Annotated in this window: 25 protein-coding genes and 1 other RNA gene; 18 read left to right on the top strand and 8 right to left on the bottom strand. The window is 60.5% G+C overall.

Annotated features, from left to right (window positions below; genetic code table 11):
- The first annotated feature begins 253 nt into the window (after nucleotides 1-253).
- Nucleotides 254-793 carry a DUF2058 domain-containing protein gene (locus AC2CGI_RS16240; protein ID WP_004931599.1) on the top strand — a complete coding sequence of 180 codons (540 nt, stop codon included), beginning with the start codon at nucleotides 254-256 and terminating at the stop codon, nucleotides 791-793.
- A gap of 7 nt (nucleotides 794-800) precedes the next feature.
- Here AC2CGI_RS16240 and AC2CGI_RS16235 read toward each other — a convergent pair whose 3' ends face one another.
- Nucleotides 801-1,499 (bottom strand): RluA family pseudouridine synthase, encoded by a 699-nt coding sequence (locus AC2CGI_RS16235; RefSeq protein WP_049186812.1) that lies wholly within the window; start codon nucleotides 1,497-1,499, stop codon nucleotides 801-803.
- Between the two features lie 210 nt (nucleotides 1,500-1,709).
- On the opposite strand from AC2CGI_RS16235, the gene argO reads away from it, so the two are divergent.
- The gene (argO, locus tag AC2CGI_RS16230) at nucleotides 1,710-2,327 is read left to right on the top strand and encodes an arginine exporter ArgO (protein WP_004931603.1); all 618 of its coding nucleotides are present in this window, start codon (nucleotides 1,710-1,712) and stop codon (nucleotides 2,325-2,327) included.
- Nucleotides 2,328-2,448: 121 nt separating this feature from the next.
- Nucleotides 2,449-3,180: an oxidative stress defense protein gene (locus AC2CGI_RS16225; RefSeq protein ID WP_031300626.1), complete on the top strand. Its 732-nt coding sequence runs from the start codon at nucleotides 2,449-2,451 to the stop codon at nucleotides 3,178-3,180.
- A gap of 48 nt (nucleotides 3,181-3,228) precedes the next feature.
- On the opposite strand, the gene AC2CGI_RS16220 is transcribed toward AC2CGI_RS16225, so the two are convergent.
- Entirely contained in the window at nucleotides 3,229-4,122 is an 894-nt protein-coding gene (locus AC2CGI_RS16220; RefSeq protein WP_004931613.1) for a LysR family transcriptional regulator ArgP, read from the bottom strand.
- 204 nt (nucleotides 4,123-4,326) lie between these two features.
- On the opposite strand from AC2CGI_RS16220, the gene rpiA reads away from it, so the two are divergent.
- Together rpiA and serA are read left to right on the top strand one after the other, a co-directional pair.
- A complete protein-coding gene (gene rpiA / locus AC2CGI_RS16215) occupies nucleotides 4,327-4,983 on the top strand; it encodes a ribose-5-phosphate isomerase RpiA (protein ID WP_004931614.1) in 657 nt (218 codons plus the stop codon).
- A gap of 292 nt (nucleotides 4,984-5,275) precedes the next feature.
- A complete protein-coding gene (gene serA / locus AC2CGI_RS16210) occupies nucleotides 5,276-6,514 on the top strand; it encodes a phosphoglycerate dehydrogenase (protein ID WP_004931617.1) in 1,239 nt (412 codons plus the stop codon).
- 48 nt (nucleotides 6,515-6,562) lie between these two features.
- Here the strand turns inward: serA and AC2CGI_RS16205 are convergent, their stop codons facing one another.
- The 3 genes from AC2CGI_RS16205 to zapA form a co-directional block, all read right to left on the bottom strand.
- Entirely contained in the window at nucleotides 6,563-7,171 is a 609-nt protein-coding gene (locus tag AC2CGI_RS16205) for a 5-formyltetrahydrofolate cyclo-ligase (protein WP_015378987.1), read from the bottom strand.
- Nucleotides 7,172-7,223: 52 nt separating this feature from the next.
- Nucleotides 7,224-7,406: non-coding RNA, 6S RNA (gene ssrS / locus AC2CGI_RS16200), on the bottom strand.
- Nucleotides 7,407-7,447: 41 nt separating this feature from the next.
- Nucleotides 7,448-7,777: a cell division protein ZapA gene (zapA, locus tag AC2CGI_RS16195; RefSeq protein ID WP_004931621.1), complete on the bottom strand. Its 330-nt coding sequence runs from the start codon at nucleotides 7,775-7,777 to the stop codon at nucleotides 7,448-7,450.
- Between the two features lie 319 nt (nucleotides 7,778-8,096).
- Between zapA and AC2CGI_RS16190 the strand changes: the two genes are divergently transcribed.
- The 8 genes from AC2CGI_RS16190 to AC2CGI_RS16155 all read left to right on the top strand — a co-directional run bounded on the left by AC2CGI_RS16190 (nucleotide 8,097) and on the right by AC2CGI_RS16155 (nucleotide 18,594).
- Nucleotides 8,097-8,675, top strand: coding sequence for a YecA/YgfB family protein (locus AC2CGI_RS16190; protein WP_004931622.1), 579 nt, complete (start codon nucleotides 8,097-8,099; stop codon nucleotides 8,673-8,675).
- Between the two features lie 55 nt (nucleotides 8,676-8,730).
- Nucleotides 8,731-10,047, top strand: coding sequence for a Xaa-Pro aminopeptidase (gene pepP, locus AC2CGI_RS16185; RefSeq protein ID WP_076741298.1), 1,317 nt, complete (start codon nucleotides 8,731-8,733; stop codon nucleotides 10,045-10,047).
- Nucleotide 10,048: 1 nt separating this feature from the next.
- Nucleotides 10,049-11,227 (top strand): 2-octaprenyl-6-methoxyphenyl hydroxylase, encoded by a 1,179-nt coding sequence (ubiH, locus tag AC2CGI_RS16180; protein ID WP_015378985.1) that lies wholly within the window; start codon nucleotides 10,049-10,051, stop codon nucleotides 11,225-11,227.
- Nucleotides 11,228-11,308: 81 nt separating this feature from the next.
- Nucleotides 11,309-12,511, top strand: a complete 1,203-nt coding sequence (ubiI, locus tag AC2CGI_RS16175) for an FAD-dependent 2-octaprenylphenol hydroxylase (protein ID WP_004931629.1) — start codon at nucleotides 11,309-11,311, stop codon at nucleotides 12,509-12,511.
- A gap of 506 nt (nucleotides 12,512-13,017) precedes the next feature.
- On the top strand, nucleotides 13,018-14,115 hold the full coding sequence (gcvT, locus tag AC2CGI_RS16170) for a glycine cleavage system aminomethyltransferase GcvT (protein ID WP_004931631.1): 1,098 nt from the start codon (nucleotides 13,018-13,020) through the stop codon (nucleotides 14,113-14,115).
- Nucleotides 14,116-14,161: 46 nt separating this feature from the next.
- Entirely contained in the window at nucleotides 14,162-14,548 is a 387-nt protein-coding gene (gcvH, locus tag AC2CGI_RS16165; RefSeq protein WP_004931633.1) for a glycine cleavage system protein GcvH, read from the top strand.
- 92 nt (nucleotides 14,549-14,640) lie between these two features.
- Nucleotides 14,641-17,520 (top strand): aminomethyl-transferring glycine dehydrogenase, encoded by a 2,880-nt coding sequence (gcvP, locus tag AC2CGI_RS16160; protein WP_015378983.1) that lies wholly within the window; start codon nucleotides 14,641-14,643, stop codon nucleotides 17,518-17,520.
- 108 nt (nucleotides 17,521-17,628) lie between these two features.
- On the top strand, nucleotides 17,629-18,594 hold the full coding sequence (locus AC2CGI_RS16155; protein WP_015378982.1) for a quinone oxidoreductase family protein: 966 nt from the start codon (nucleotides 17,629-17,631) through the stop codon (nucleotides 18,592-18,594).
- 10 nt (nucleotides 18,595-18,604) lie between these two features.
- Here the strand turns inward: AC2CGI_RS16155 and AC2CGI_RS16150 are convergent, their stop codons facing one another.
- From AC2CGI_RS16150 to AC2CGI_RS16140, 3 genes are read right to left on the bottom strand one after another with little or no spacing between them, the layout of a single operon-like run.
- Nucleotides 18,605-19,132 carry a GNAT family N-acetyltransferase gene (locus tag AC2CGI_RS16150; protein WP_031300620.1) on the bottom strand — a complete coding sequence of 176 codons (528 nt, stop codon included), beginning with the start codon at nucleotides 19,130-19,132 and terminating at the stop codon, nucleotides 18,605-18,607.
- Between the two features lie 11 nt (nucleotides 19,133-19,143).
- A complete protein-coding gene (locus AC2CGI_RS16145; RefSeq protein WP_021505718.1) occupies nucleotides 19,144-20,550 on the bottom strand; it encodes an ATP-binding protein in 1,407 nt (468 codons plus the stop codon).
- A 4-nt stretch (nucleotides 20,551-20,554) separates the two neighbouring features.
- Nucleotides 20,555-21,214 carry a response regulator gene (locus tag AC2CGI_RS16140; RefSeq protein ID WP_031300618.1) on the bottom strand — a complete coding sequence of 220 codons (660 nt, stop codon included), beginning with the start codon at nucleotides 21,212-21,214 and terminating at the stop codon, nucleotides 20,555-20,557.
- Nucleotides 21,215-21,403: 189 nt separating this feature from the next.
- Here AC2CGI_RS16140 and AC2CGI_RS16135 point away from each other — a divergent pair, with 189 nt between their 5' ends.
- From AC2CGI_RS16135 to AC2CGI_RS16115, 5 genes are all read left to right on the top strand, one after another.
- On the top strand, nucleotides 21,404-21,637 hold the full coding sequence (locus AC2CGI_RS16135) for a hypothetical protein (RefSeq protein ID WP_004931645.1): 234 nt from the start codon (nucleotides 21,404-21,406) through the stop codon (nucleotides 21,635-21,637).
- Between the two features lie 96 nt (nucleotides 21,638-21,733).
- Entirely contained in the window at nucleotides 21,734-22,480 is a 747-nt protein-coding gene (locus tag AC2CGI_RS16130) for an SDR family oxidoreductase (protein WP_076741299.1), read from the top strand.
- Between the two features lie 77 nt (nucleotides 22,481-22,557).
- Nucleotides 22,558-22,881 (top strand): BrnT family toxin, encoded by a 324-nt coding sequence (locus AC2CGI_RS16125; protein ID WP_015378978.1) that lies wholly within the window; start codon nucleotides 22,558-22,560, stop codon nucleotides 22,879-22,881.
- A complete protein-coding gene (locus tag AC2CGI_RS16120) occupies nucleotides 22,844-23,161 on the top strand; it encodes a BrnA antitoxin family protein (protein WP_004931651.1) in 318 nt (105 codons plus the stop codon). Before AC2CGI_RS16125 ends, AC2CGI_RS16120 begins: the two co-directional genes overlap by 38 nt.
- Before the next feature lie 381 nt (nucleotides 23,162-23,542).
- Nucleotides 23,543-24,361: a DeoR/GlpR family DNA-binding transcription regulator gene (locus tag AC2CGI_RS16115; RefSeq protein ID WP_004931653.1), complete on the top strand. Its 819-nt coding sequence runs from the start codon at nucleotides 23,543-23,545 to the stop codon at nucleotides 24,359-24,361.
- The last annotated feature ends 34 nt before the right edge of the window (nucleotides 24,362-24,395 follow it).

The following is a 24,395-nucleotide window of genomic DNA, read 5'->3' as shown; positions in this document are numbered from 1 at the left end:
TTCAATGGCTTGTTTTTCTATTTTTTCATTCAGCCGATTTCATATTGTCTGTCGTTAATGAGGTCTATTTTTGCCAGAGTCCCGGTGGGAGTGAAAGAGACTTAATTTCATTACCACATGAGCCACATTCATGATCTGGGGTTCAGGTGGGGTTGCCGCCGTTGCCCTGCGTTGCAAGCCGCCCGGCAAGCTGGTGCAGCCTGAAAAATTACGGGTATAATCCCACCATGACCCCACTGCTTCAGACACGAACATGACAAAACTCACCTTACAAGAGCAGATGCTCAAAGCGGGCTTGGTAACCAGCAAGAAAATGGCCAAAGTCCAGAGAACGGCTAAAAAATCACGCGTTCAGGCGCGCGAGGCCAGAGAGGCGGTGGAAGAGAATAAAAAGGCGCAGCTTGAGCGCGATAAGCAATTGAGCGAGCAGCAAAAGCAGGCCGCGCTGTCCAAAGAATACAAGGCGCAGGTGAAGCAACTGATCGAGATGAACCGCATCGTCCTGGCGAAAGGCGATATCGGTTTCAACTTCACCGACGGTAACCTGATCAAGAAAATTCTGGTGGATAAAGCGACCCAGACGCAGCTGATCAATGGCCGCCTCGCCATTGCCCGCTTGGTTGTCGAGAGCCGCGAAGAGTGTGAATACGCGATTATCCCCGCGAGCGTCGCCGATAAAATCGCGCAGCGCGATGCGGCCAGCATAGTGCTGCACAGTGCGCTGAGTCAGGAAGAGCAGGATGAAGACGATCCGTACGCCGACTTTAAAGTGCCCGACGATTTGATGTGGTAAGCCGCGTTCAGAACGGCGCGGCGTGACGAGCGGCTATCCGCTCTCCGCTGATGGGGTGCACAAAGTCCAGCTCGCTGGCGTGCAGCATCAGCCGCGGCGTCTGTTCGGTACCCGGCAGCAGGCGCCCGCCATACAGATCGCAACCTAAAATAGGATGGCCCAATTGCCGGCTGTGAATACGTAGCTGGTGGGTGCGTCCGGTCTCCGGGGTGAGCTGCACCCGCGTCAGCGGCAGCGAGATCCCGCCTTCCGTTTCACGATAAAAACGTTCGACGACCCGATAGCGGGAGCGGGCGGGCTTGCCGTGGAGGGCGCAAATCGACATCAGCGGGAACAACGCCGGATCTTTGGCGATCGCTGCGTCTATGACCCCTTCGTTATCCGCCAGATGGCCGCAGAGCAGCGCGCTGTACACTTTGCCGATGGTGCGTTCGCTGAACTGCCGGCAGAGCGCGGCGTTGACGGCCTTGTTGCGGGCCACCACCATCAAACCGGACGTGCCGAAATCCAGGCGGTGCGCCAGGGCGCAGCCGGGGAACAGCTGTACCAGCCGGTGGTGTACCGAATCGAGATTCTGCGGGTTTTTGCCCGAGAGGCTGAGCAGCCCGGCCGGCTTATTGATCAGCGCCAGATGATCGTCCTGATAGAGGATCTCTATCTGGTCATGGCATGGCGGGGCGATAAAGGTATCGGTGATCGTAGACATCGGGCGGCCGGCTGGAGGGTGGGGGCGGATGATAGCGAATTTCGCGTCGATGAGCGAATTTGACGGCGCAATCCCGCCGCTTGGAGTATTAGTGCTTCTGATACTGGATTAGAAACATCAATTTCACCTAATGATCGCTTCCTCGTATGATGCGCGTGTTGACCGATACGCGCCCACGTCCGGCGCCTTTTATCATTCGAGGAATTTCCCATGTTAGCCGTCTTCCTGCAGGGTTTTGCCCTGAGCGCCGCCATGATCCTGCCGCTGGGCCCGCAGAACGTATTCGTGATGAATCAGGGCATTCGCCGTCAGTACCATTTGATGATCGCCTCATTGTGCGCACTGAGCGATATCGTGCTGATCTGCGCCGGTATTTTCGGCGGCAGCGCGTTGCTGACCCGCTCGCCGCTGCTGTTGGCGTTAGTCACCTGGGGCGGTGTGGCGTTTCTGCTTTGGTACGGCTGGGGCGCGTTCCGTTCCGCCTTCAGCCCGCAACCGGCGCAGGCCGCGGCGCAGGAGCTGGCGCAGAGCCGCTGGCGCATCGTGGTCACCATGCTGGCGGTCACCTGGCTGAATCCGCACGTCTATCTGGACACTTTCGTGGTGCTCGGCAGCCTGGGCGGACAGCTGACGGCGGACGTGCGTTCCTGGTTCGCGCTTGGCGCGGTCAGCGCGTCGGCGGTGTGGTTCTTCGGCCTGGCGCTGCTGGCCTCCTGGCTGGCGCCGTGGCTGAATACGCAGCGGGCGCAGCGCATCATCAACGCGCTGGTCGGGTTGGTGATGTGGGGTATCGCGCTGCAGCTGGCCTGGCAGGGGGCAAATTTATAAGAATTTGTCACTAATCCGAATTCAAAACGCCGTGCGATATGCTACGTTTGATGCCAGGAATCCGGCGGTTCTCGCAGGGAAAAGCCGGCGATCAGAGACAGCCTGTCATTAAGGAGACACTGTGAAGCTAAAAGCATTGGCTATGGCCGCAATGGTCGGATTAGGGACGCTACCGATGGCGCTGCAGGCGGCTGAATTGCCTGAAGGGCCGCACGTCGTCACCTCCGGCACCGCCAGCGTGGACGCCACGCCGGATATCGCCACCCTGGCGATCGAAGTGAGCGTTTCCTCCAAAGACGCCGCCCAGGCGAAGAAGCAGGTGGACGAGCGCGTGGCGCAGTACTTTGATTTCCTGCAGAAAAACAACATCGAGAAGAAAGACATCAGCGCCGCCAACCTGCGCACTCAGCCGGAATACGACTACCTGAAAACCGGCGAGTCGGTGCTGAAGGGCTACCGGGCGGTGCGCCAGGTGCAGGTTACCCTGCGCCAGTTGGACAAGCTGAACGAGTTGCTGGATGGTGCGCTGAAATCCGGCCTGAACGAGATCCGCGCGGTGGAGCTGGGCGTCGCCAAACCGGACGTCTATCGCGAGCAGGCGCGGCAAAAAGCGATCGAGAACGCGACTCAGCAGGCGGAATCCCTGGCCAAAGGCTTCCACGCCAAGCTGGGGCCGGTGTACAGCATTCGCTACCGGGTCGCCAACTACCAGCCGATGCCGGTGGCGCGGATGTATAAGGCGGCCGGCGCGGCGGCGGAAAACGACGCGGCGCAAACCTATGAACAGCAAAGCATTCACTTCGACGATCAGGTGGATGTGGTGTTTGAGCTGCAGCGTAACGCCGCGCAGTAAGGGTGTGGTATTGAAGAAAAGGTTCGCCGCGGCGAACCTTTTTTCGTTTTAATCCTGGCGCAATACCTGGTGACCGTGCTCCAGCAACGCGTCGGTCACTTTACGCATCATGCGGCTTTCCGGCGCGAAGCGGTGCCAGTACAGCATGCGGCGCTGGTACAGCCCCGGCGTCAGATCGATCAGTTCGCCGGATGCCAGCTCCTTTTCGATCTGCAGATGCGGGATCATGCAGCAGGTGGTGCCCTGACGCGCCAGCTGGACGAAGGCTTCCGATGAGTTCACGATGTGGCAGGGCACGCTGCCCGGCGACAGATCGAAGTTCTGCTGCAGGAATGCCTGGTGCATGTCGTCGAGATGGTCGAAGGCCACCGCCGGCGCTTTCAGCAGCGCGGAGCGGGTGACGCCGTTCGGGAAATAGCGCTCGGCGAAGCCGCTGGAGGCCACAAACAGGTAGTCCAGCGCCCCCAGCCGATCCACCAGGCAGCTCGGCAGCGGCTGCGGCTGAATACTCACTGCGCCCACCACTTCACCGCGGCGCAGCCGCTCCTGGGTGCGGGTTTCATCTTCCACCTGCAGATTCAGGCGAATGGGGGAGTCCGCCAGCACCGGCTTCAGCGCCGGCAGCAGCCAGGTCGCCAGACTGTCGGCGTTGACCGCCAGCGACAGCAGCAGCGGCGTATCGACGCCGGTGTCGTTGCCCAGCCACTCTTCTTCCAGCAGCTCCACCTGATGCAGCAGCGCCAGCAGCTTTTGCCCCTGTTCGGTCGGGCGCGGCGGCACGGTACGAACCAGCAGCGGTTGGCCGAACAGGTTTTCCAGCTGTTTGATGCGTTGGGATACCGCCGATTGCGTGATACAGAGTTTTTGCGCGGCGCGCTCGAAGCCGCGCTCACGGATCACCGCGTCCAGCGCTTGCAGCGTACGATAGTCTGGGCGTTTCATCGGAAAGATATCCCTTAAATTAGAATGATACCGGCACTATGCCACATTTTACGCATGGCGCAGGTGGAAAAATTACGCTCCCAGCTCGCCGCCAGGCGGGTAAAAATGCGGGCTGCGGTAAATAAGTGTGATCCTGCCGGCGTGAAAAACAGCGTTTTACCCTATAATACGCACACGTTTTCGTACAGAGGCAAGGGACATATTATGACGCAGGATGAACTGAAAAAAGCGGTGGGCTGGGCGGCGCTGGAATACGTGACGCCGGGCACCATCGTCGGGGTCGGCACCGGCTCTACCGCCGCCCACTTTATTGACGCGCTGGGTTCCATCAAGCACCAGATCGAAGGCGCGGTGTCCAGCTCCGATGCCTCCACCGCCAAGCTGAAAAGCCTCGGCATCCACGTGTTCGACAGCAACGAAGTGGACTCGCTCGATATTTACGTGGACGGCGCGGACGAAATCAACGGCCATATGCAGATGATCAAGGGCGGCGGCGCGGCGCTGACGCGCGAGAAGATCATTGCCGCCATTGCCAAGAAGTTTATCTGCATTGTCGACGCCAGCAAGCAGGTGGACGTGCTGGGCAAGTTCCCGCTGCCGGTGGAAGTGATCCCGATGGCTCGCTCTTACGTGGCGCGTGAGCTGGTGAAACTCGGCGGCCTGCCGGAGTATCGCCAGAACGTGGTGACCGACAACGGCAACGTGATCCTCGATGTGCATAACCTGAGCATTACCGACGCCGTGGCGCTGGAGAACAAGATCAACGGCATCGCCGGCGTGGTGACCGTGGGGCTGTTCGCCAACCGTGGCGCGGACGTGGCGCTGGTCGGCACCCCGGAAGGCGTGAAAGTGGTCAAATAAGCTTCTGCCGTCTGTGGCCCGGCGGTGCCGGGCCGCATAATTCTTCGGTTAAAATATCTTTTCTGAAAAACGGCAAATTTGGTGACTTATGTCACATTGTGAAAACTGACTCCCCAAAGCTTCTGCCGAAAACTTTCCCTATGGCATTTTCTGCCGTAAACCGCCATCAACGCTGCGCCTTGTCCTGCCGGGCAGGCAATCGTTTGTATTGCCGCCCGCGTTATTTTTGTTATGTTGGATGGGAGCTGTGTCGTCACAGCCGCTTCTGAAGTCTGAACATAGGGTCGGGTAAATGGCAAAAGTATCATTGGAGAAAGACAGGATTAAATTCCTGTTGGTGGAAGGGGTTCATCAGAGCACGGTCGATAATTTGCGTGCCGCCGGTTATACCAACATCGAATACCACAAGGGTGCGTTAGACACCGAATCTTTGAAGGCATCCATCCGCGATGCACACTTCGTCGGCATCCGATCGCGTACGCATCTGACTGAAGAGGTGTTCGCCGCCGCAGAAAAACTGGTGGCGGTGGGCTGCTTCTGCATCGGCACCAACCAGGTTGATCTGAAAGCGGCGACCAAACGCGGTATTCCGGTCTTCAACGCCCCCTTCTCCAATACCCGATCCGTGGCCGAAATGGTGCTGGGCGAGCTGCTGTTGATGCTGCGCGGCATTCCGGCCGCCAACGCCAAGGCGCACCGCGGCGTGTGGCACAAACTGGCCGTGGGCTCCTATGAGGCGCGCGGCAAAAAGCTGGGCATCATCGGCTACGGCCATATCGGCACCCAACTGGGCATTCTGGCCGAAGGGCTGGGCATGAAGGTGTTCTTCTACGACATCGAGAACAAGCTGCCGCTGGGCAATGCGCAGCAGGTGCGCCATCTGTCCGATCTGCTCAATATGAGCGACGTGGTGACGCTGCACGTGCCGGAAACGCCATCGACCAAAAATATGATGGGGGCGGAAGAACTGGCGCTGATGAAACCGGGCGCCATTCTGATCAACGCCTCGCGCGGCACCGTGGTGGATATTCCCGCGCTGTGCGACGCGCTGGCCAGCAATCACCTGGCGGGCGCGGCGATCGACGTCTTCCCGGAAGAGCCGGCGACCAACAGCGATCCGTTCAACTCGCCGCTGTGTGAGTTCGACAACGTGCTGCTGACGCCGCACATCGGCGGTTCCACTCAGGAAGCGCAGGAGAACATCGGCGACGAAGTGGCCGGCAAGCTGGCGAAATACTCCGACAACGGATCGACTCTGTCCGCCGTCAACTTCCCGGAAGTGTCGCTGCCGGCGCATGGCCCGAACGCCAGCCGCCTGCTGCACATCCACGAAAACCGTCCGGGCGTGCTGACGCAGATTAACCAGATCTTTGCCGAAGAGGGGGTTAACATCGCCGCACAGTATCTGCAAACCGGGCCGGAAATCGGCTATGTGGTGATCGACATCGAAGCGGAAACCGCGCGCGCCGACGCCGCGCTGCAGCGCATGAAGGCCATCGACGGCACCATCCGCGCCCGCCTGCTGTTCTGATTCGGCGGCATGCCGCAACGAAAAAGGCCGGAGCGATCCGGCCTTTTGCTATTTTGGCTCGTGCCACGCCCAGCTGCAGAGCGGGGTGAGGATTTCCGGCAGCGGGATATCCCAGTGTTCGGTCGGCAGATGCTCCACCTGCTGGCAATCATGGGCCAGGCCGATGGGATAGGGGCCGCCGCTGCGCCAGTTTTGCAGGGTGCGATCGTAAAAGCCGCCGCCCATGCCCAGACGCTGCCCGGTATGATCGAACGCCACCAGCGGTGTCAGCACCACCTCCAGTTCACCCAGCGGCAACACCTTGCGCACATCGAGGCGCGGTTCGAGAATATTGAAGCGATTGCGCACCAGCGGCGTTTCCGGCGCATAGCGCAGGAACAGCAGGTGGCCCGGGCTGAACGGATGCAGCACCGGCAGGTAAACCCGTTTGCCGAGCGTCCACAGCCGTTCGATCAGCGGCCCGGTATCGAGTTCGCCGTCAAACGACAAAAACACCGCGATGCTGTGCGCCGTCTGAATGCGTTCATGCGTGACGAGGCGTTCGGCTATCTTTTCTGCGGCAAAGCGTTGCTGGCCCGGCGTAAGCTCGCGCCGACGTTGGCGAATGTGTTGACGAATGGTTTGGCGCTGCTGCGCGAATTGGGGTTGAAAAGGCATCGTATCAGGCTTGCTCTGTGTGGTGTTCAGCACACATAAACCGCTGAGAAGGGGAATCTCCGAGATGCCGTCGCAGGCTGTAACCCTTGAACCCATGGTTCAAGGTGAACGTGCCGTCGCAATCTTAAGGCTTCTCGGCGCACCGAGCGTGCTCACCGATCGCGGAGCAACACATTCTGTTTGTACTAAATATCGGCTCAGGGGACTGGCCCGCTGGCGAACATCTCAGAGAAATTTTGTACTCGTTGCTGAAAACTGTGATTTCAACAACTTAAGTTATTCGAATTGTGCATCCTGACGTTCAGAGATGCGACCTTGTTCAAGCAGCGCTTGTTCAATGGTCTGCTGCAGCATCCGTATGCGTTGTTCCATATTGGACGCATAGTCACGGGTTTTCAACCGTTCTTGAGCAAGTTCGTGACAGACGTTCAATGCCGCGATGAAAACCAGTTGCTCAGTATTGGAGACTCTAGTGCGAACTTTAAGATCTTGCAACCGTTGGTTAAGATCGTCCGCCGCCATATTCAACGCATCTTGTTGTTCTGGCGGGCAATTGACTCTTAACGAGCGGCCAAAAATTTGAATATCTACCGGTTGTGCAGACATGCCACCTTCCTGCCTAAATTTCGCGCCAGCCTTGTCCGCCCTGGCCGGGCCGTCAAAGCGGGCGCCACTATATATACCTCGGTACCAAGATACAACCCCTTTTTCAGTACCTGGTTGTAATCTACTGTGGCGCACATTGCCAGTCAAAAAAGGGTTTCAAAATGCGTATTTACCGCACTTTCGTCACCCGCCGGCGCAGTGTGAAACCTGCCACATCGCGATTATAACTAGCCACTGAGGTGTCGCGCTTATCTGGTATAGCGACGGACCTTGGTGGTAGCATAACACGAACTTATCCTGCCAACGATGACGAATGCGCATGTCTATACAGAATACATTTCCAAGTTACCAATCTTTAACCGTGGCCCTCAACCAGCAGTCGGTGGCGTTGACCGCGGCAGAAATGCACGGCCTGATCAGCGGCCTGCTGTGTGGCGGCAGCCGTGACGCCGGCTGGCAGGCGCTGGTGCACGATCTGACCAACGAAGGCGTCGCCTTCCCACAGGCGCTCAGCCAACCGTTGCAGCAGCTGTATGAAGCGACGCGTGACACGCTGGAAGATGACGAATTCCTGTTCCAACTGATGCTGCCTGAAGGGGAGATCGTCAGCGTGTTCGATCGCGCCGACGCGCTGGCCGGTTGGGTCAACCACTTCCTGCTCGGTCTGGGCATGATGCAGCCGAAGCTGGCTCAGGTGAAAGACGAAGTCGGTGAAGCGATCGACGATCTGCGCAACATCGCGCAACTGGGCTACGACGAAGACGAAGATCAGGAAGAATTGGAACAGTCGTTGGAAGAAGTGGCGGAGTATGTGCGGGTCGCCGCCATTATGTGCCACGGCGAATTCACCCGTCACAAACCGACGGCGCCGGAAAATATCAAACCGACGCTGCACTAAACGTTCTATCGCCCCTCCGCCGGCGGTGCGGATGGCATGATTTCAGGAGAAGGTAATGACTCAGCAGGAATTCAACAACCGCCGCCAGGCGCTGTTGGCGAAAATGGCGCCGGCCAGCGCGGCGGTTATTTTCTCTGCGCCGGAAACGACGCGCAGTGCAGATTCAGACTATCCCTACCGGCAGAACAGCGATTTTTGGTACCTGACCGGCTTCAATGAGCCGGAAGCGGTGCTGGTGCTGATTAAAAGCGACGAAACGCACAACCACAGCGTGTTGTTCAACCGGGTGCGCGATTTGACGGCGGAAATCTGGTTTGGCCGCCGCCTGGGGCAAGACGCCGCACCGGCAAAGCTGGGCGTGGATCGCGCGCTGCCGTTCGATGAAATCAATGACCAACTGCACCTGCTGCTCAACGGCCTGGATACGGTCTACCACGCGCAGGGCGAATACGCCTATGCCGATCAGATCCTGTTCGGCGCGTTGGACAAGCTGCGCAAGGGGTTCCGCCAGAATCTGCAGGCGCCTGCCACCGTGACCGACTGGCGGCCGTGGCTGCACGACATGCGCCTGTTCAAATCGCCGGAAGAGCTGGCGGTGATGCGCCGCGCCGGTGAGATCAGCGCGTTGGCGCATACCCGCGCGATGGAAAAATGCCGCCCGGGCATGTTCGAATATCAGCTGGAAGCGGAAATTCATCATGAGTTCACCCGCCTCGGCGCTCGCTACCCGTCTTACAACACCATTGTCGGCAGCGGCGAAAACGGCTGCATCCTGCACTACACCGAGAACGAGAGCCAGATGCGCGACGGCGATCTGGTGCTGATCGACGCGGGCTGCGAGTTCCAGGGGTATGCCGGCGACATCACCCGCACCTTCCCGGTCAACGGCAAGTTCAGCCGGCCGCAGCGCGCGGTGTACGATATCGTGCTGGCGTCGCTGCAGCGTGCGCTGGAGCTGTTTAAGCCCGGCACCAGCATCCGCGAAGTCAACGACGAAGTGGTGCGCATCATGGTGGTCGGGCTGGTGGAGCTGGGCGTATTGAAAGGTGAAGTCGATCAATTGATCGCCGAGCAGGCTCACCGTCAGTTCTTTATGCACGGGTTGAGCCACTGGTTGGGTCTCGACGTGCACGACGTTGGCCACTACGGCACGCCGAGCCGCGATCGGCTGCTGGAGCCGGGCATGGTGCTGACCGTGGAGCCGGGGCTGTATATCGCGCCGGATGCGGACGTGCCGGAGGAATACCGCGGCATCGGCATCCGCATCGAGGACGACATCGTGATCACCGCCGACGGCAATGAAAACCTGACCGCCACCGTGGTGAAAGACGCCGATGCCATCGAGGCCTTGATGGCGGCGGCAAGGTCGTAGCATGAGCGTTATTATCGTTGGCGGCGGGATGGCGGGCGCGACGTTGGCGCTGGCCATTTCGTCGCTTACTCAGGGAAAAATGGCGGTGGATTTGGTCGAGGCGACCCGGCCGGACGACCGCAGCCATCCTGGCTTTGACGCCCGCGCCATCGCTTTGGCGCAGGGCACCTGCCAACAGCTGGCGCGCATCGGCGTTTGGCCGGCGCTGCGCGACTGCGCCACGCCGATCACTCAGGTGCACGTCAGCGATCGCGGTCACGCCGGTTTCGTTAATCTGCAGGCGCAGGATTATCAGGTCGATGCGCTCGGCCAGGTGATCGAACTGCACGACGCCGGGCAGCGGCTGTTCGCGCTGCTGGCGAAGGCGCCGGGCGTCACGCTGCACTGCCCCGCGCGGGTGGTGGACGTGATTCGCACCGCGGAGCGGGCGGAAGTGCTGCTGGACAACGGCCAGCGTCTGCGCGGGCAGCTGCTGGTGGCGGCCGACGGCTCGCGTTCGGCGCTGGCGCAGGCCTGCAACGTGCAGTGGCGGCAGGAGGACTATCCGCAGTTCGCCACCATCGCCAACGTCACCACGGCGGAAGATCCGCAGGGGCGAGCTTTCGAGCGCTTTACCCGTTATGGGCCGCTGGCGCTGTTGCCGATGTCACAGGGGCGCAGTTCGCTGGTGTGGTGCCATGCGCGCGAAGATCGCGCCCGGGTGGATGCCTGGGACGACGCGCGTTTTATCGCCGAGCTGCAACAGGCCTTCGGCTGGCGGCTGGGGCGCATCCTCAAGGCCGGTAAGCGGCACAGTTATCCACTCGGTCTGCTGACCGCCGATCGCCATGTCAGCCACCGGCTGGCGCTGGTGGGCAACGCGGCGCAGACGCTGCATCCGATCGCCGGGCAGGGGTTCAACCTTGGTCTGCGCGACGTGATGTCGCTGGCGGAAACGCTGGCGGAAGCGATGAACAGCGGCGAAGACGCCGGCGGTTATGCGCTGCTGAGCCGCTATCAGCAGCGGCGACAAAACGATCAGCAGGCGACGATCGGCGTGACCGACGGATTGATTCGCCTGTTCGCCAACCGTTATGCCCCGCTGGTGGTCGGCCGCAATCTGGGGCTGATGGCGATGGAGCGTTTGCCGGCGGTGCGCGACGCCTTCGCCAAGCGCACATTGGGCTGGGTGGAACGTTAGACACAGAATCGGGCGCCCTGTGGCGCGCCCAAAAACGCGGCGTGGCAAGGCGTCGCGCGTTATTTAAGGAAATCGAGCAGCATGCAATCATTTGACGTGATTATCGCCGGTGGCGGTATGGTGGGGCTGGCGTTGGCCTGCGGCCTGCAGGGCAGCGGGCTGCGCGTGGCGGTGCTGGAGCAGCGCCAGCCGGATATGGCGCCGCCGTCGGAGCAGCCTGCGCTGCGCGTTTCCGCCATCAATGCCGCCAGCGAGCGTTTGCTGCAGCATATCGGCGTGTGGGACGACATCCTCCAGCAGCGCGCCAGCGCCTACAACGCGATGGAAGTGTGGGATCGCGACAGCTTCGGCAAAATCGCCTTCCGCGGCGACGAGTGCGGTTTCAGCCATCTCGGCCACATCATCGAAAATTCGGTGATCCAGCAGGCGCTGTGGAAGCGCGCCGAAAGCCTGTCGGACATCACGCTGATTACCCCGGCCGCGCTCAAGCAGGTGGCGTGGGGCGAGAATGACGCCTTCATCACGCTGGAGGACGGCCGTATGCTGACCGCCCGGTTGGTGATTGGCGCCGACGGCGCCCAGTCATGGCTGCGCCAGCATGCCGATATCCCGCTGACCTTCTGGGACTATCGCCACCACGCGTTGGTGGCCACCATCCGCACCGAAGAGCCGCATCAGGCTACGGCGCGGCAAATTTTCCACGGCGACGGCATTCTGGCGTTCCTGCCGTTCAGCGATCCGCATTTGAGCTCCATCGTCTGGTCGGTCGCGCCGGAAGACGCTGAGCGTCTCAAGCAGCTGGAGCCGGAACAATTCAACCGCGAACTGGCGATGGCCTTCGATATGCGTCTGGGCGCCTGCAGCCTGGAAAGCGAACGGCTGGCGTTCCCGCTGACCGGCCGCTATGCGCGCAGCTTCGCGGCGCACCGCCTGGCGCTGGTGGGCGATGCGGCGCATACCGTGCATCCGCTGGCCGGACAGGGCGTGAATCTGGGCTTTATGGACGCCGCCGAGCTGATTTCCGAACTGCGCCGCCTGCAGCGGCAGGGCAAGGATATTGGCCAGCACCTCTATCTGCGCCGCTATGAGCGCCGCCGCAAACACGGCGCGGCGGTGATGTTGGCCAGCATGCAGGGGTTCCGCGAACTGTTCGACGGCAACCACCCGGCCAAAAAGCTGCTGCGCGACGTGGGGCTGCGGCTGGCGGACAGCCTGCCTGGCGTCAAGCCTAAGCTGGTGCGTCAGGCGATGGGCCTGAACGATCTGCCCGAGTGGCTTGCCTGACACCTGCCTTCTGCGAGCCCGCAGCGGGCTCGCGCTTCTCGCTTTATGCCATCGCGTTTCCTTATATAACCCTTCATTTGAAATAATCTAATTTCAGCCGCTTTTTATCATTACTTTTTCTAATTCCATGTTCGGTTATCAAAAGTCCGGATCCCATGTGCGGCCATAGGTTTGTTATATAAGTTCGGCATTTTGCCGCTTTAATTGTTAATTTTGTGCCTTAAGGCGCATTTTTCCAGTGAAAAACTCTGCACACTAGCCCGGCATTTTACCGCCCCGGAACGGCGATGAGCCTATTTTAACTTATGGTTAATGTGGTCGTTCGGTGATAAGTTCGGGGGAAAGGTATCGTTTGCGTCACGGCGGTTGCACGCAGTTTTCGCCCGTCCCGGCGCAGCATTTGTGTTGAGCAGTCAGTGCGCCATGGCGATCGGGCCGCGAGCCAGGCTCCGCCGCATTGCGTGGCAGCACCCTAACTTCTAGCGACGAGTGGAAAGAGGGAAAAGATGGCAAAGCAAACCCCACTGTACGACCAGCACGTGGCGTGCGGTGCGCGCATGGTAGACTTTCACGGCTGGATGATGCCGCTGCACTACGGCTCGCAGCTCGATGAGCACCACGCGGTACGTCAGGATGCCGGCATGTTCGACGTGTCTCACATGACCATCGTGGATCTGCACGGCGCTCGCACCCGCGAGTTCCTGCGCTACCTGCTGGCGAACGACGTCGCCAAACTGACCCAACCCGGCAAAGCGCTGTACACCGGCATGCTGAATGCTTCCGGCGGCGTGATCGACGACCTGATCGTTTATTTCCTCACTGAAGACTATTTCCGCCTGGTGGTGAACTCCGCCACCCGCGACAAAGACCTGGCCTGGATCGAAGAACACGCCGCGCCGTATGGCGTCGCGCTGACGGTGCGCGACGATCTGGCGCTGATCGCGGTGCAGGGCCCGCAGGCCAAAGAGCGCGCCGGCACCCTGTTCACCCCGGAACAAAAAAGCGCGGTCGAAGGCATGAAGCCATTCTTCGGCGTGCAGGCCGGCGAGCTGTTCATCGCCACCACCGGTTACACCGGCGAGGCCGGCTATGAGATCGCGCTGCCGAAAGAGCAGGCGGCTGATTTCTGGCAAAAATTGCTGGCCGCGGGCGTCAAGCCGGCCGGTCTGGGCGCGCGCGACACCCTGCGCCTGGAAGCGGGCATGAACCTCTACGGGCAAGAGATGGATGAAGGCGTTTCGCCGCTGGCCGCCAATATGGGCTGGACCATCGCCTGGCAGCCGGAAGATCGCCGTTTCATCGGCCGCGAAGCGCTGGAACAACAGCGCGAGCAGGGCACCGAGCAACTGGTCGGCTTGATCATGACGGAAAAAGGCGTATTACGTAATGAGCTGCCGGTGCGTTTCACCGACGCGGCGGGGCAAACCCACGAAGGCGTGATCACCAGCGGTTCGTTCTCCCCGACGCTGGGCTTCAGCATCGCGCTGGCGCGCGTGCCGGCGGGTATCGGTGAGCAGGCCATCGTGCAGATCCGCAACCGCGAGATGCCGGTCAAAGTGACCAAGCCTGGTTTCGTTCGCGCCGGCAAGCCGCTGACAAATTGATTTTTTATTGATTGATTCTTTTATTTCTTCGAAGGAGTAACCGGCGATGAGCAATGTGCCAACAGAATTGAAATACGCATCCTCTCACGAGTGGGTTCGCGCAGAAGGTAACGGCGTTTACACCGTAGGCATCACCGAACACGCGCAGGAACTGCTGGGCGATATGGTGTTTGTCGATCTGCCGGAAGTGGGCCGCACAGTCGCCGCCGGTGAAGACTGCGCCGTGGCGGAATCCGTCAAGGCGGCGTCGGACATCTACGCGCCAATCAGCGGTGAAATCGTGGCGGTGAACGCCGAGCTGGAAAGCTCCCCGGAGCTGGTGAACAGCGAACCTTACGGTGACGGCTTCCTGTTCCAGATTAAAGCCTCCGACGAAGGCGAGCTGGCGAACCTGCTGGACGCCGCGGCTTATCAGGCCTCGATCGACGAGTAATCGTGCCCACGCCCCAGGCCTTTCGGCCGGGGCGTTTTAGTTACCGTTCAAGCTATATCCCGTATCACGCAAGCATTCAGGAATTTGTAGCAATGACTCAGACACTCAGCCAACTCGAACACAGCGAAGCGTTCATCGAACGCCACATCGGCTCTTCTGCGGAACAACGCCAGGAGTTGCTGGCAGCGGTGGGCGCTCGCTCGCTCAGCGCGCTGATCCAACAGATCGTGCCGGCGGACATTCAGCTGCCGGGGCCGCCGCCGGTTGGCGACGCGGCGACCGAACACCAGGCGCTGGCTGAGCTGAAGGCGATCGCCTCGCAGAATCAGCGCTACAAATCCTATATCGGCATGGGCTACAGCGCCGTGCTGACGCCGCCGGTGATCCTGCGCAACATGCTGGAAAACCCGGGCTGGTACACTGCTTACACCCCTTATCAGCCGGAGGTGTCGCAGGGCCGTCTGGAAGCGCTGCTGAACTTCCAGACCGTGACCCTCGATCTGACCGGTCTGGATCTGGCCTCCGCTTCGCTGCTGGATGAAGCCACCGCCGCCGCCGAGGCGATGGCGTTGGCCAAACGCGCCAGCAAGCTGAAAGACGCCAACCGCTTCTTCGTGGCTGACGACGTGCATCCGCAGACGCTGGACGTGGTGCGCACCCGCGCCGAAACCTTCGGCTTCGACGTCATCGTCGATAAAGCGGAAAAAGTGCTGGAGCTGGACGGCGTGTTCGGCGTGCTGCTGCAGCAGGTGGGCACCACCGGTGAACTGCACGACTACAGCGCGCTGCTGGCCGAACTGAAATCGCGCAAAATCATCACCAGCGTGGCTGCCGACATCATGGCCCTGGTGCTGCTGACCGCGCCGGGCAAGCAGGGTGCCGACGTGGTGTTCGGCTCCGCGCAACGCTTCGGCGTGCCGATGGGCTACGGTGGCCCGCACGCCGCCTTCTTCGCCTGCCGCGACGAGTTCAAGCGCTCGATGCCGGGCCGCATCATCGGCGTTTCCCGCGATGCCGCCGGCAACACCGCGCTGCGCATGGCGATGCAGACTCGCGAGCAGCATATCCGCCGCGAGAAGGCCAACTCGAATATCTGTACCTCGCAGGTGCTGCTGGCCAACATCGCCAGCCTGTATGCGGTGTATCACGGCCCGCAAGGCCTGCAGCGCATCGCCGGGCGCATCCATCGCCTGACCGACATTCTGGCCGCCGGGCTGCAGAAGGCCGGCCTGACGCTGCGTCACCACACCTGGTTCGACACCCTGACCGTCGAAGTGAAGGACAAGGCCGCCGTGCTGGAGCGCGCGCTGAGCTTCGGCATCAACCTGCGTACCGACATTCACGGCGCCGTCGGCATCACGCTGGATGAAGCCACCTCGCGTGAAGACGTGCAAACGCTGTTCGCACTGCTGGCCGGCGACAATCACGGTCTGGACATCGACGCGCTGGACGCGGCGGTGAGCAAAAACAGCCAATCGATCCCGGCCGCCATGCTGCGCCAGGATCCGATCCTGACCCACCCGGTATTCAACCGCTATCACAGCGAAACCGAGATGATGCGTTACATGCATCGCTTGGAGCGTAAGGATCTGGCGCTGAACCAGGCGATGATCCCGCTGGGCTCTTGCACCATGAAATTGAACGCCGCGGCGGAAATGATCCCGATCACCTGGCCTGAATTCTCCGAACTGCACCCGTTCTGCCCGCCGGAGCAGGCTGCCGGTTACCAGCAGATGATCGGCCAACTGTCTCAGTGGCTGGTGCAGCTGACCGGCTATGACGCGGTGTGCATGCAGCCGAACTCCGGCGCGCAGGGCGAATACGCCGGCCTGCTGGCGATCCGCCGCTACCATGAAAGCCGCAACGAAGCGGGCCGTCACGTCTGCCTGATCCCGAGCTCGGCGCACGGCACCAACCCGGCCTCCGCCCAGATGGCGGGCATGAGCGTGGTGGTGGTCGCCTGCGACAAGAACGGCAACATCGATCTGCACGATCTGCGCGTCAAGGCGGAGCAGGCAGGCGAAGAACTCTCTTGCATCATGGTGACCTACCCGTCGACCCACGGCGTGTATGAAGAAACCATCCGTGAAGTGTGCCAGATCGTGCATCAGTTCGGCGGTCAGGTGTATCTGGACGGCGCCAACATGAACGCCCAGGTGGGCATCACCACGCCGGGCTACATCGGCGCGGATGTTTCGCACCTCAACCTGCATAAAACCTTCTGCATCCCGCACGGCGGCGGCGGCCCGGGCATGGGCCCTATCGGCGTGAAAGCGCACCTGGCGCCGTTCGTACCGGGCCACAGCGTGGTGCAGATCGACGGCGTAACCACCCAGCAGGGCGCGGTCTCCGCGGCGCCGTTCGGCAGCGCCTCCATCCTGCCTATCAGTTGGATGTACATCCGCATGATGGGCGCGGAAGGCCTGAAGCAGGCCAGCCAGATGGCGATCCTGAACGCCAACTACATCGCCACCCGTCTGAAAGACGCGTATCCGATTCTGTATACCGGCCGCGATCACCGCGTGGCGCACGAATGTATCCTCGACATTCGTCCGCTGAAGGAAGAGACCGGCATCAGCGAAATGGACATCGCCAAGCGCCTGATCGACTTCGGCTTCCACGCGCCGACCATGTCGTTCCCGGTAGCGGGCACGCTGATGGTCGAGCCGACCGAGTCGGAAAGCAAAGTGGAGCTGGATCGCTTTATCGATGCGATGCTGGCGATCCGCAGCGAGATCGACCGCGTCGCCAAAGGCGAATGGCCGCTGGAAGACAACCCGCTGGTGAATGCGCCGCACGTGCAGGCGGAGCTGGTCAACGACTGGCAGCACCCGTACAGCCGCGAGCTGGCGGTGTTCCCGGTGGCCGGCGTACGCGAGAACAAGTACTGGCCGAGCGTTAAGCGTCTGGACGACGTGTATGGCGACCGTAACCTGTTCTGCTCTTGCGTGCCGATGAGCGATTACGAATAACACGTTCGGCAAAGTTTGTGTTTGGGGGACACCGCATGATGCGGTGTCCCTTTTTATTTTATCGCGGCCTATTCTTTCCTGTACGTTCCCACGATTTGAGGAGTCATCATGCAAGCGGCAATCGTAACAGCGCTGGGGCAAGCCCCGGTTTTCGGCACCTTTGAGGAGCCTCAGGCGCAGGCGAATGAAGTGCCGATCGATGTTCTGGCGGCCGGCATCAAGCAGCTGGATCGCGCCACCGTCGCCGGCACTCATTATTCCAGCCCGAAGCAATTGCCGATCGTGCCCGGCACCGACGGCGTAGGCCGTACGGCGGACGGGCAACGGGTGTACTTCGCCTCTTTCCGCCGCCCTTACGGCGCGATGGCAGAGCGTAGCGTCGCGTCATGGACGGTGCCGGTGCCGGAGGCGGTGGACGACGCCACGGCGGCGGCGCTGATCAATCCGGCCTTCGCCGCCTGGCTGCCGCTGCGCTGGCGGGCGGATCTGCAGCCCGGAGAAACGGTGCTGATCATTGGCGCCACCGGCACCTCGGGCAAGCTGGCGGTCGCGGCGGCGCGTCAGGCGGGGGCCGGGCGCATCGTTGCCGCCGGTCGGCGCCTGAGCGTGCTGGAGGCGTTGGGTGTGGACGCCACGGTGGATCTGAGCCTGCAGGGCGAGGCGCTGGCGCAGGCCTTCGCGGCGGCGGCGGGGCCGGGCGGTTATCAGGTGATTGTCGATTACATCTGGGGCCCGGCGACCGAAGCGCTGCTGGCGACGCTCAATAATCACGATCTCTCGTCTTACGCCGGGGGGCGCGGCATTCGCTTGGTCAACGTCGGCTCGATGGCCGCGCCGGACATCCGGCTGCCGGCGGCGGTGCTGCGCAGCAATCAGCTGCAGATCCTCGGCAGCGGCACCGGCAACTTCCCGCCGATCCCGGAGATGCAGCGCTACGCGACCGAGATTTTGGCGCTGGCGGCGACCGGAGCGCTCACTATCGAGACGCAGGAGCACGCGCTGGCGGAGATCGCCGAGGTGTGGGATCTGAACAAGAAAAGCGACGTGCGTTCGGTGATACGCATCGCCCGCTAAGCCCTGGCCGCTAGCGGCAGAGGCAGACCAGGTGAATGTCCTCCGGCTCACGGGCGAACAATTCGGTATCCGGCTGTTCGATGAGCCGGCAGCCCTGCGCCAGATAGAAGTCTACGGTGCTTTTGTTGGGAATGGAGGAGACGTACAGCCCGGCGGCGCCTTCTTGCGCCGCCTGCCGCAGACAGAGCTGGAACAGCTGCTTGCCTAACCCCTGGCCGCGTTGGTGCGCGCTGACGTAAAAGAACAGCAGCTGGCGCAGATCTTGCCGCGGGCCGCGCGGTTCGGTGTCCAGCGCCGCCGCTGCCACGATCTCCTCGCCTTCGAACAGCGCGAAGAACGCGCCGCCGCGATCGAAGCACGCTTCGTGGATCGGCGTATAGGTTTCCCGATCGTGCGGATCCCAGCCGCGCACATCGTAGTAGTCCGGGTAGGGGTGTAGCTTGCCGTCCTGCAGGCGATACAGGGTGTCGATAATTTCGCTGCGGTCGATATCCCACAGCCGGTCGAGTTGCTGCCGTTGCAGCAGTACAGGGGCGATCATGCTCGTGGTTAACTCTCAATCTGTGGCCGGTAACTTTCCGGCAAATCGATGATAAAGCCGATGCCGCGATCGTCGAGACCTTCGGTGACGCGCAGCTGCGCGCCGATTTTGTCGGCCAGGTTGCGGGCGATGGCCAATCCCAGCCCGCTGCCGGTCTGCTGCGTGCCGGGCACGCGGTAAAAGCGCTCAAACAGGCGCGGAAGGTGCTCTTCGCTCACCCCGGGGCCGTTGTCGCGCAACGTAATATAGCAGCCGAGTGGCGCCAGCGAGCGGATATTGGCTTCGATGCGGCTGCCGGGCGGCGCATACTTGAGCGCATTGTCCAGCAGGTTGGTGAAGATGGCGATCAGCGCATGGCGGTCGGTACTCACCACCACCTCCTCGCTGCCGTCGAGCGACAGTTCGACATCTTTTTCCAGCGCATAGGGGACGTGCTGCGCGATGCATTTTCCAATTTCGGCGTAGATGTCCACCGCCTCAATCTTCAGCGGAAAATCTTCCGCCTCCAGCTTGGCCAGGTTGATCAGCTGGCGCGACAGCGACGCCGCCCGATCCAGCCCTTGCTGCATGTCGCCGATGATTTCCCGGCGCTCCTGCTGCTCGCTGACCTGGGTCAGCAAATGCAGCTGCGCCAGCACGGCGGCGATCGGCGTGCGCAGCTCATGCGCGGCGTCGGCCATAAATCGTTTCTCGCGCTGATTGGCGGCGTCGATGCGCGCCATCAGTTTGTTAACCTCCATCACCACCGGCCGGATTTCCTGATACTGCTCGCTGACGTTGATCGGCGACAGATTGCCGGGCTGACGATCGGAAATGGTTCGGGCGATCTGGCGCAGCGGCCGCAGGCTGAAATAGGCCGTAAACAGCAAGGTGATGATGATGGCCGCCAGAATGCCCAGCAGCGGTACGGCGGTGCTCTCCGCCGGGTTGCCGAACAGCGTGGTGCGATCGTTAAACGATTCGCCGACGATCACCCGGTACTGGCGATTCTCGCTCCAGCTGCCGGCGAGATGCCAGTTGGCGCCGGCGTAATTGACCGAGCCGGACAGCACCGAAGGCGGCAGGCGCAGCGGCTCTCCCTGCGTTTGCGAACTGTAAAGCACCCGGTTGTCTCGATCGTAAACCACAAACAGCGGGTGATAGTCGATTTCATCCTGCATGCCGTTATTGATGGAATCAATGTACATGCCTTCAATGGTCTTGATGATGCCGCGGTAATCGATATGGTCAGTGCCGGTTTCGTCGAGAATATTGGCGATGCCTGCAGCGACGATGCGTTGCTGGTTATCGAAATATTTCTCCATGTCGGGGTAATACCAATATTTCACCCAGGCGACGAGGATCCCCCACAATAATAAAATGGCCAGCACCTGGAAAATAATGGTGCGCATAAAGAAGGATTTGAAACCGATCATTTCGCTACTCTTTCTTCAGCAAATAACCAATGCCGCGTACGGTAATAATTCTTTCTTTACCGATCTTGCGCCGTAAATTATGCATGTGCACTTCCAGCGAGTTGCTTTCCACGCTGTCGCCGTGGCCGAACAGCCGCTGTTCCAACACCGCTTTGCGCACCACGGTGCCGGCGCAGCGCATCAGTTCGTGCAGCAGGTGATACTCTTTTTTCGACAGCATCAGCAGTTCGTTATCCAGCATGACCTGATGGTTGACCGGATCGAGATACAGCGCGCCGAGGCTCCAGGTTTGTGACGCGAAGCCCGCCATGCGCCGGTTGACCGCCTTGACGCGCGAGATGAGTTCGGGCAGCGCAAAGGGTTTGGCCAGAAAGTCGTCCGCGCCGGAATCCAGGCTGTTCACCAGGCTTTCAATGCGGTCGCGGGCGGTCAGGATGATGATCGGGATATTTTGCCCGACGGCGCGCCAGGCGATCAGCCTCTGCAAACCGTCACCGTCCGGCAGCGTGAGATCCAACAGCATCAAATCGAACCCGCCGGATGAAAGTTTATTTTCCGCGTCGACGAGCAGGCGCACCCAGCACAAATTAAAGCCGGCCAGCTCCAATGCTCGGCACAGCGCCTTGCCTAATTGCAGGTCGTCTTCCACCAACAGTATGTTCACGTTATTTCCGCTGAGATCCTTGAGTCGCGCTTATCTAACTATAACGCTGACGGGAAGACAACGGGGAAACCTGCGCTGCCTGCACGTTCTTAAGCAAACCTTAATCTGGCTTTAATCTCGCGTTAAGGGAACGAGGGGGAATTTCAGTTATTTTGCTGCCATTCGAAATCATGGCTGAGGGAGCGAAACATGCAGACTGACGGTTCCCCGCTCGCGGGCGCCTCGCGGCGGCTGATGTATTCAGGCGTGGCGATGCTGCTCGTGCTGTTGATGCTGTCGTTTCGCGGCGATGTGCACAGTCCTGCTCACAAAGGCCTGCATGCTTCCGGTTTGCAGCGGGGCCATCAGGTGGCGGTAACGGACGCCTCCGGCTGCGCGAAATATCGGATTAAAAAGCTGCTGCGCCGCCTGGCTCAGCTCTGAAGCGTTTTCTAGAGCGCCGCTCTATACTCTGACTGGCAAACGGGGAGCCTGTGCGCAGGCCGTTATTTTTATATCGCCAACCAGAGAAAAAATACGATGACGAAAGTGGCATTGGTGACTGGCGCAAGCCGGGGAATTGGCCGCGCGACCGCTTTGCTGCTGGCCCGGCAGGGCTATGCGGTGGGCGTGAATTACCTGCGTGACGAAAATGCGGCGCGGCAGGTGGTGGCGGAGATTGAGACGCAGGGCGGTAAGGCGCTGGCATTGCAGGCTGACGTGGCCGACGAAGCGCAGGTGATGGCGATGTTCGGCGCACTGGATGCCGGGCTGGGCACGCTCAGCGCGCTGGTCAACAACGCCGGCATTCTGTTCCAGCAGGCGAACATTGAACAGTTGACCGCCGAGCGCATCAATCAGGTGCTCGGCACCAACGTTACCGGTTACTTCCTGTGTTGCCGCGAGGCGGTGAAGCGCATGGCGCTGCGCTATGGCGGGCGGGGCGGCGCCATCGTCAACGTTTCCTCCGCGGCGTCCCGACTGGGGGCGGCGGGAGAGTACGTCGACTATGCCGCCTCGAAAGGCGCCGTCGATACGCTGACCATAGGTTTATCGCGGGAAGTGGCGGCGCAGGGCATTCGCGTCAACGGCGTGCGGCCCGGATTCATCTATACCGAGATGCACGCCAGCGGCGGCGAGCCTGGCCGGGTGGATCGCGTGAAGGACAGTTTGCCGATGCAGCGCGGCGGCCAGCCGCAGGAAGTGGCGGAGGCGATCGCCTGGTTGCTGTCTGACGCCGCATCTTACGTGACCGGCACCTTTATCGAGGCCGCAGGCGGGCGTTGAACGCATCCGTAGGGTTTTGACATCCCTCCGGATGCGAGGTGTTTTGATTAAATAACAATCAAAATGTAGTTACAAAAATGTATGTTTATTTTGAATGGAATCAGGATAAAAATCACAGTAACCAGCGCAAACACCGTGTCAGTTTTGAGATTGCGCAACGGGTTTTTCTGGATCCCAACCATTTGGCTGTGTTGGAAAGGATCGAGGGTGGAGAAGAACGTTGGCAAACGATCGGCATGGTCGGATCCTGCTTGCTGTTGCTGGTGGCACATACGACGATCGAAACGGATGTCGAAGGCGATACAGTAGAGATCGTGCGTATCATTTCAGCACGCAAGGCCGATGCCAAAGAGAGGGGAAGAGATGAAGCGCAAAAATTCCGCCAAAAATCTGGCCCATAGCGTACTCCCGCCGTTGACGGAGGAGCAGAAAGCGCAAATTGCTTCACTGAGTGCGTTGCCGGACGAGGACATCGATTATGCCGATGCGCCGGCACTGGATGAGGAAAAGTGGCAGGCTGCGGTTCAGGGGCGTTTTTATAAACCGATGAAAGTATCGAAAACCATCCGCATCGATGCGGATGTGTTGGCCTGGCTTCAGCGGCCAGGCAAAGGCTATCAGAAACGCCTGAACGCCGTGTTGCGTGAGGCGATGTTGAAAGAGCATGAACACGGGGAATAATGTGTGCCAGGCGGCTAACGATCCGGTGAGGTTCTCACCGGATTTTTTTTGCTGTTTTTTCAGGTAATGCGTTATCAACGCTGGCGGTCTAATTGCGGCGCTCGGTCAAAACCACACAAACGGTCATTAACGGTCATGCTGCGGAGCGTGGAATTGTGACCGTTTACCGTTTCTCTCCTGTTTACCTCAGGCGTACGCGCATCATAACTGCCTGTTACTCCACACTTTCGTAATTATTCATTTCATTTCCTTCCCGATTTTTTTGACAACTATCACATCGCGATCGTTGACCGATCGCAGGGCGATGCGCTTTGCGTCCGCGCGCAAAACGCGACGCGGCAAATCGATATCGTAATCAACGTTGTGGAGGAGAAAAGAAACATGCTGCCTGTAGAACGTCATCGCTTTATCACCGAAGTCTTGAGCCAGCGCGGCCGCGTGATGGTGCAGGAGGTGGCGCAGCTGTGCCACATCTCTATCGAGACGGCGCGGCGTGATCTGGCCTTGCTTGAACGGCGCGGCCTGCTGCTGCGCAGCCACGGTGGCGCGGTGTTCGTCGAGCCGCCGGCGGTGGAGAAAACCTATGTGCCCGCCGAGATAGACCAGGGGGAATCTTTCCGCCAGCGCAGCAACGAGGCGCCGGAACAGAAGACGCGCATTGCCAAACGCGCGCTGGAATTTATCGCGCCGGGGGACTGCCTGCTGCTGGACAGCAGTTCCACCAGTTGGTTTTTGGCGCGCCAACTGCCGGATATCTCGCTGGTGGTGCTGACCAACTCGCTGCACATCATCCAGACGCTGGCCTGCAAGGCCAACGTGCGCACCATCGGCCTGGGGGGCGAGTATTCCGCCAAGTACGAGGATTTTATCGGCGTGCTGGCGGAGCAGATGCTGAAGGAGTTCGTGATCAACAAGCTGTTTTTCTCCTGCCACGGCATCTGCCAGGACGGCGGCATCCGCGAAAGCAATGAGCACCATGCGCGGCTGAAGCAGCAGATGCTGCTGGCGTCGGAACGCAAGTTCCTGCTGGTGGACAGCAACAAGTTCGGCCGCCGCTCGTTCGCCCGCATTTGCCATTACCGGGAAATAGACACGCTGATCACCGACAGGCTCAGCGACGACGAATTTCGTCAGGAACTGGCCTGGAACAACGTCGACGTGATTGAAGTTTCACCCGCCGCGAAAAGGGCGGCGCGATAACAACAATGAAAACCCTTATTACAGCCAACACTTG

The sequence above is a fragment of the Serratia sp. LSHTC3 genome (assembly GCF_057197125.1).
Note: the sequence above shows the minus strand (reverse complement) of the source record. Positions and strands in the feature narration are given on the sequence as shown.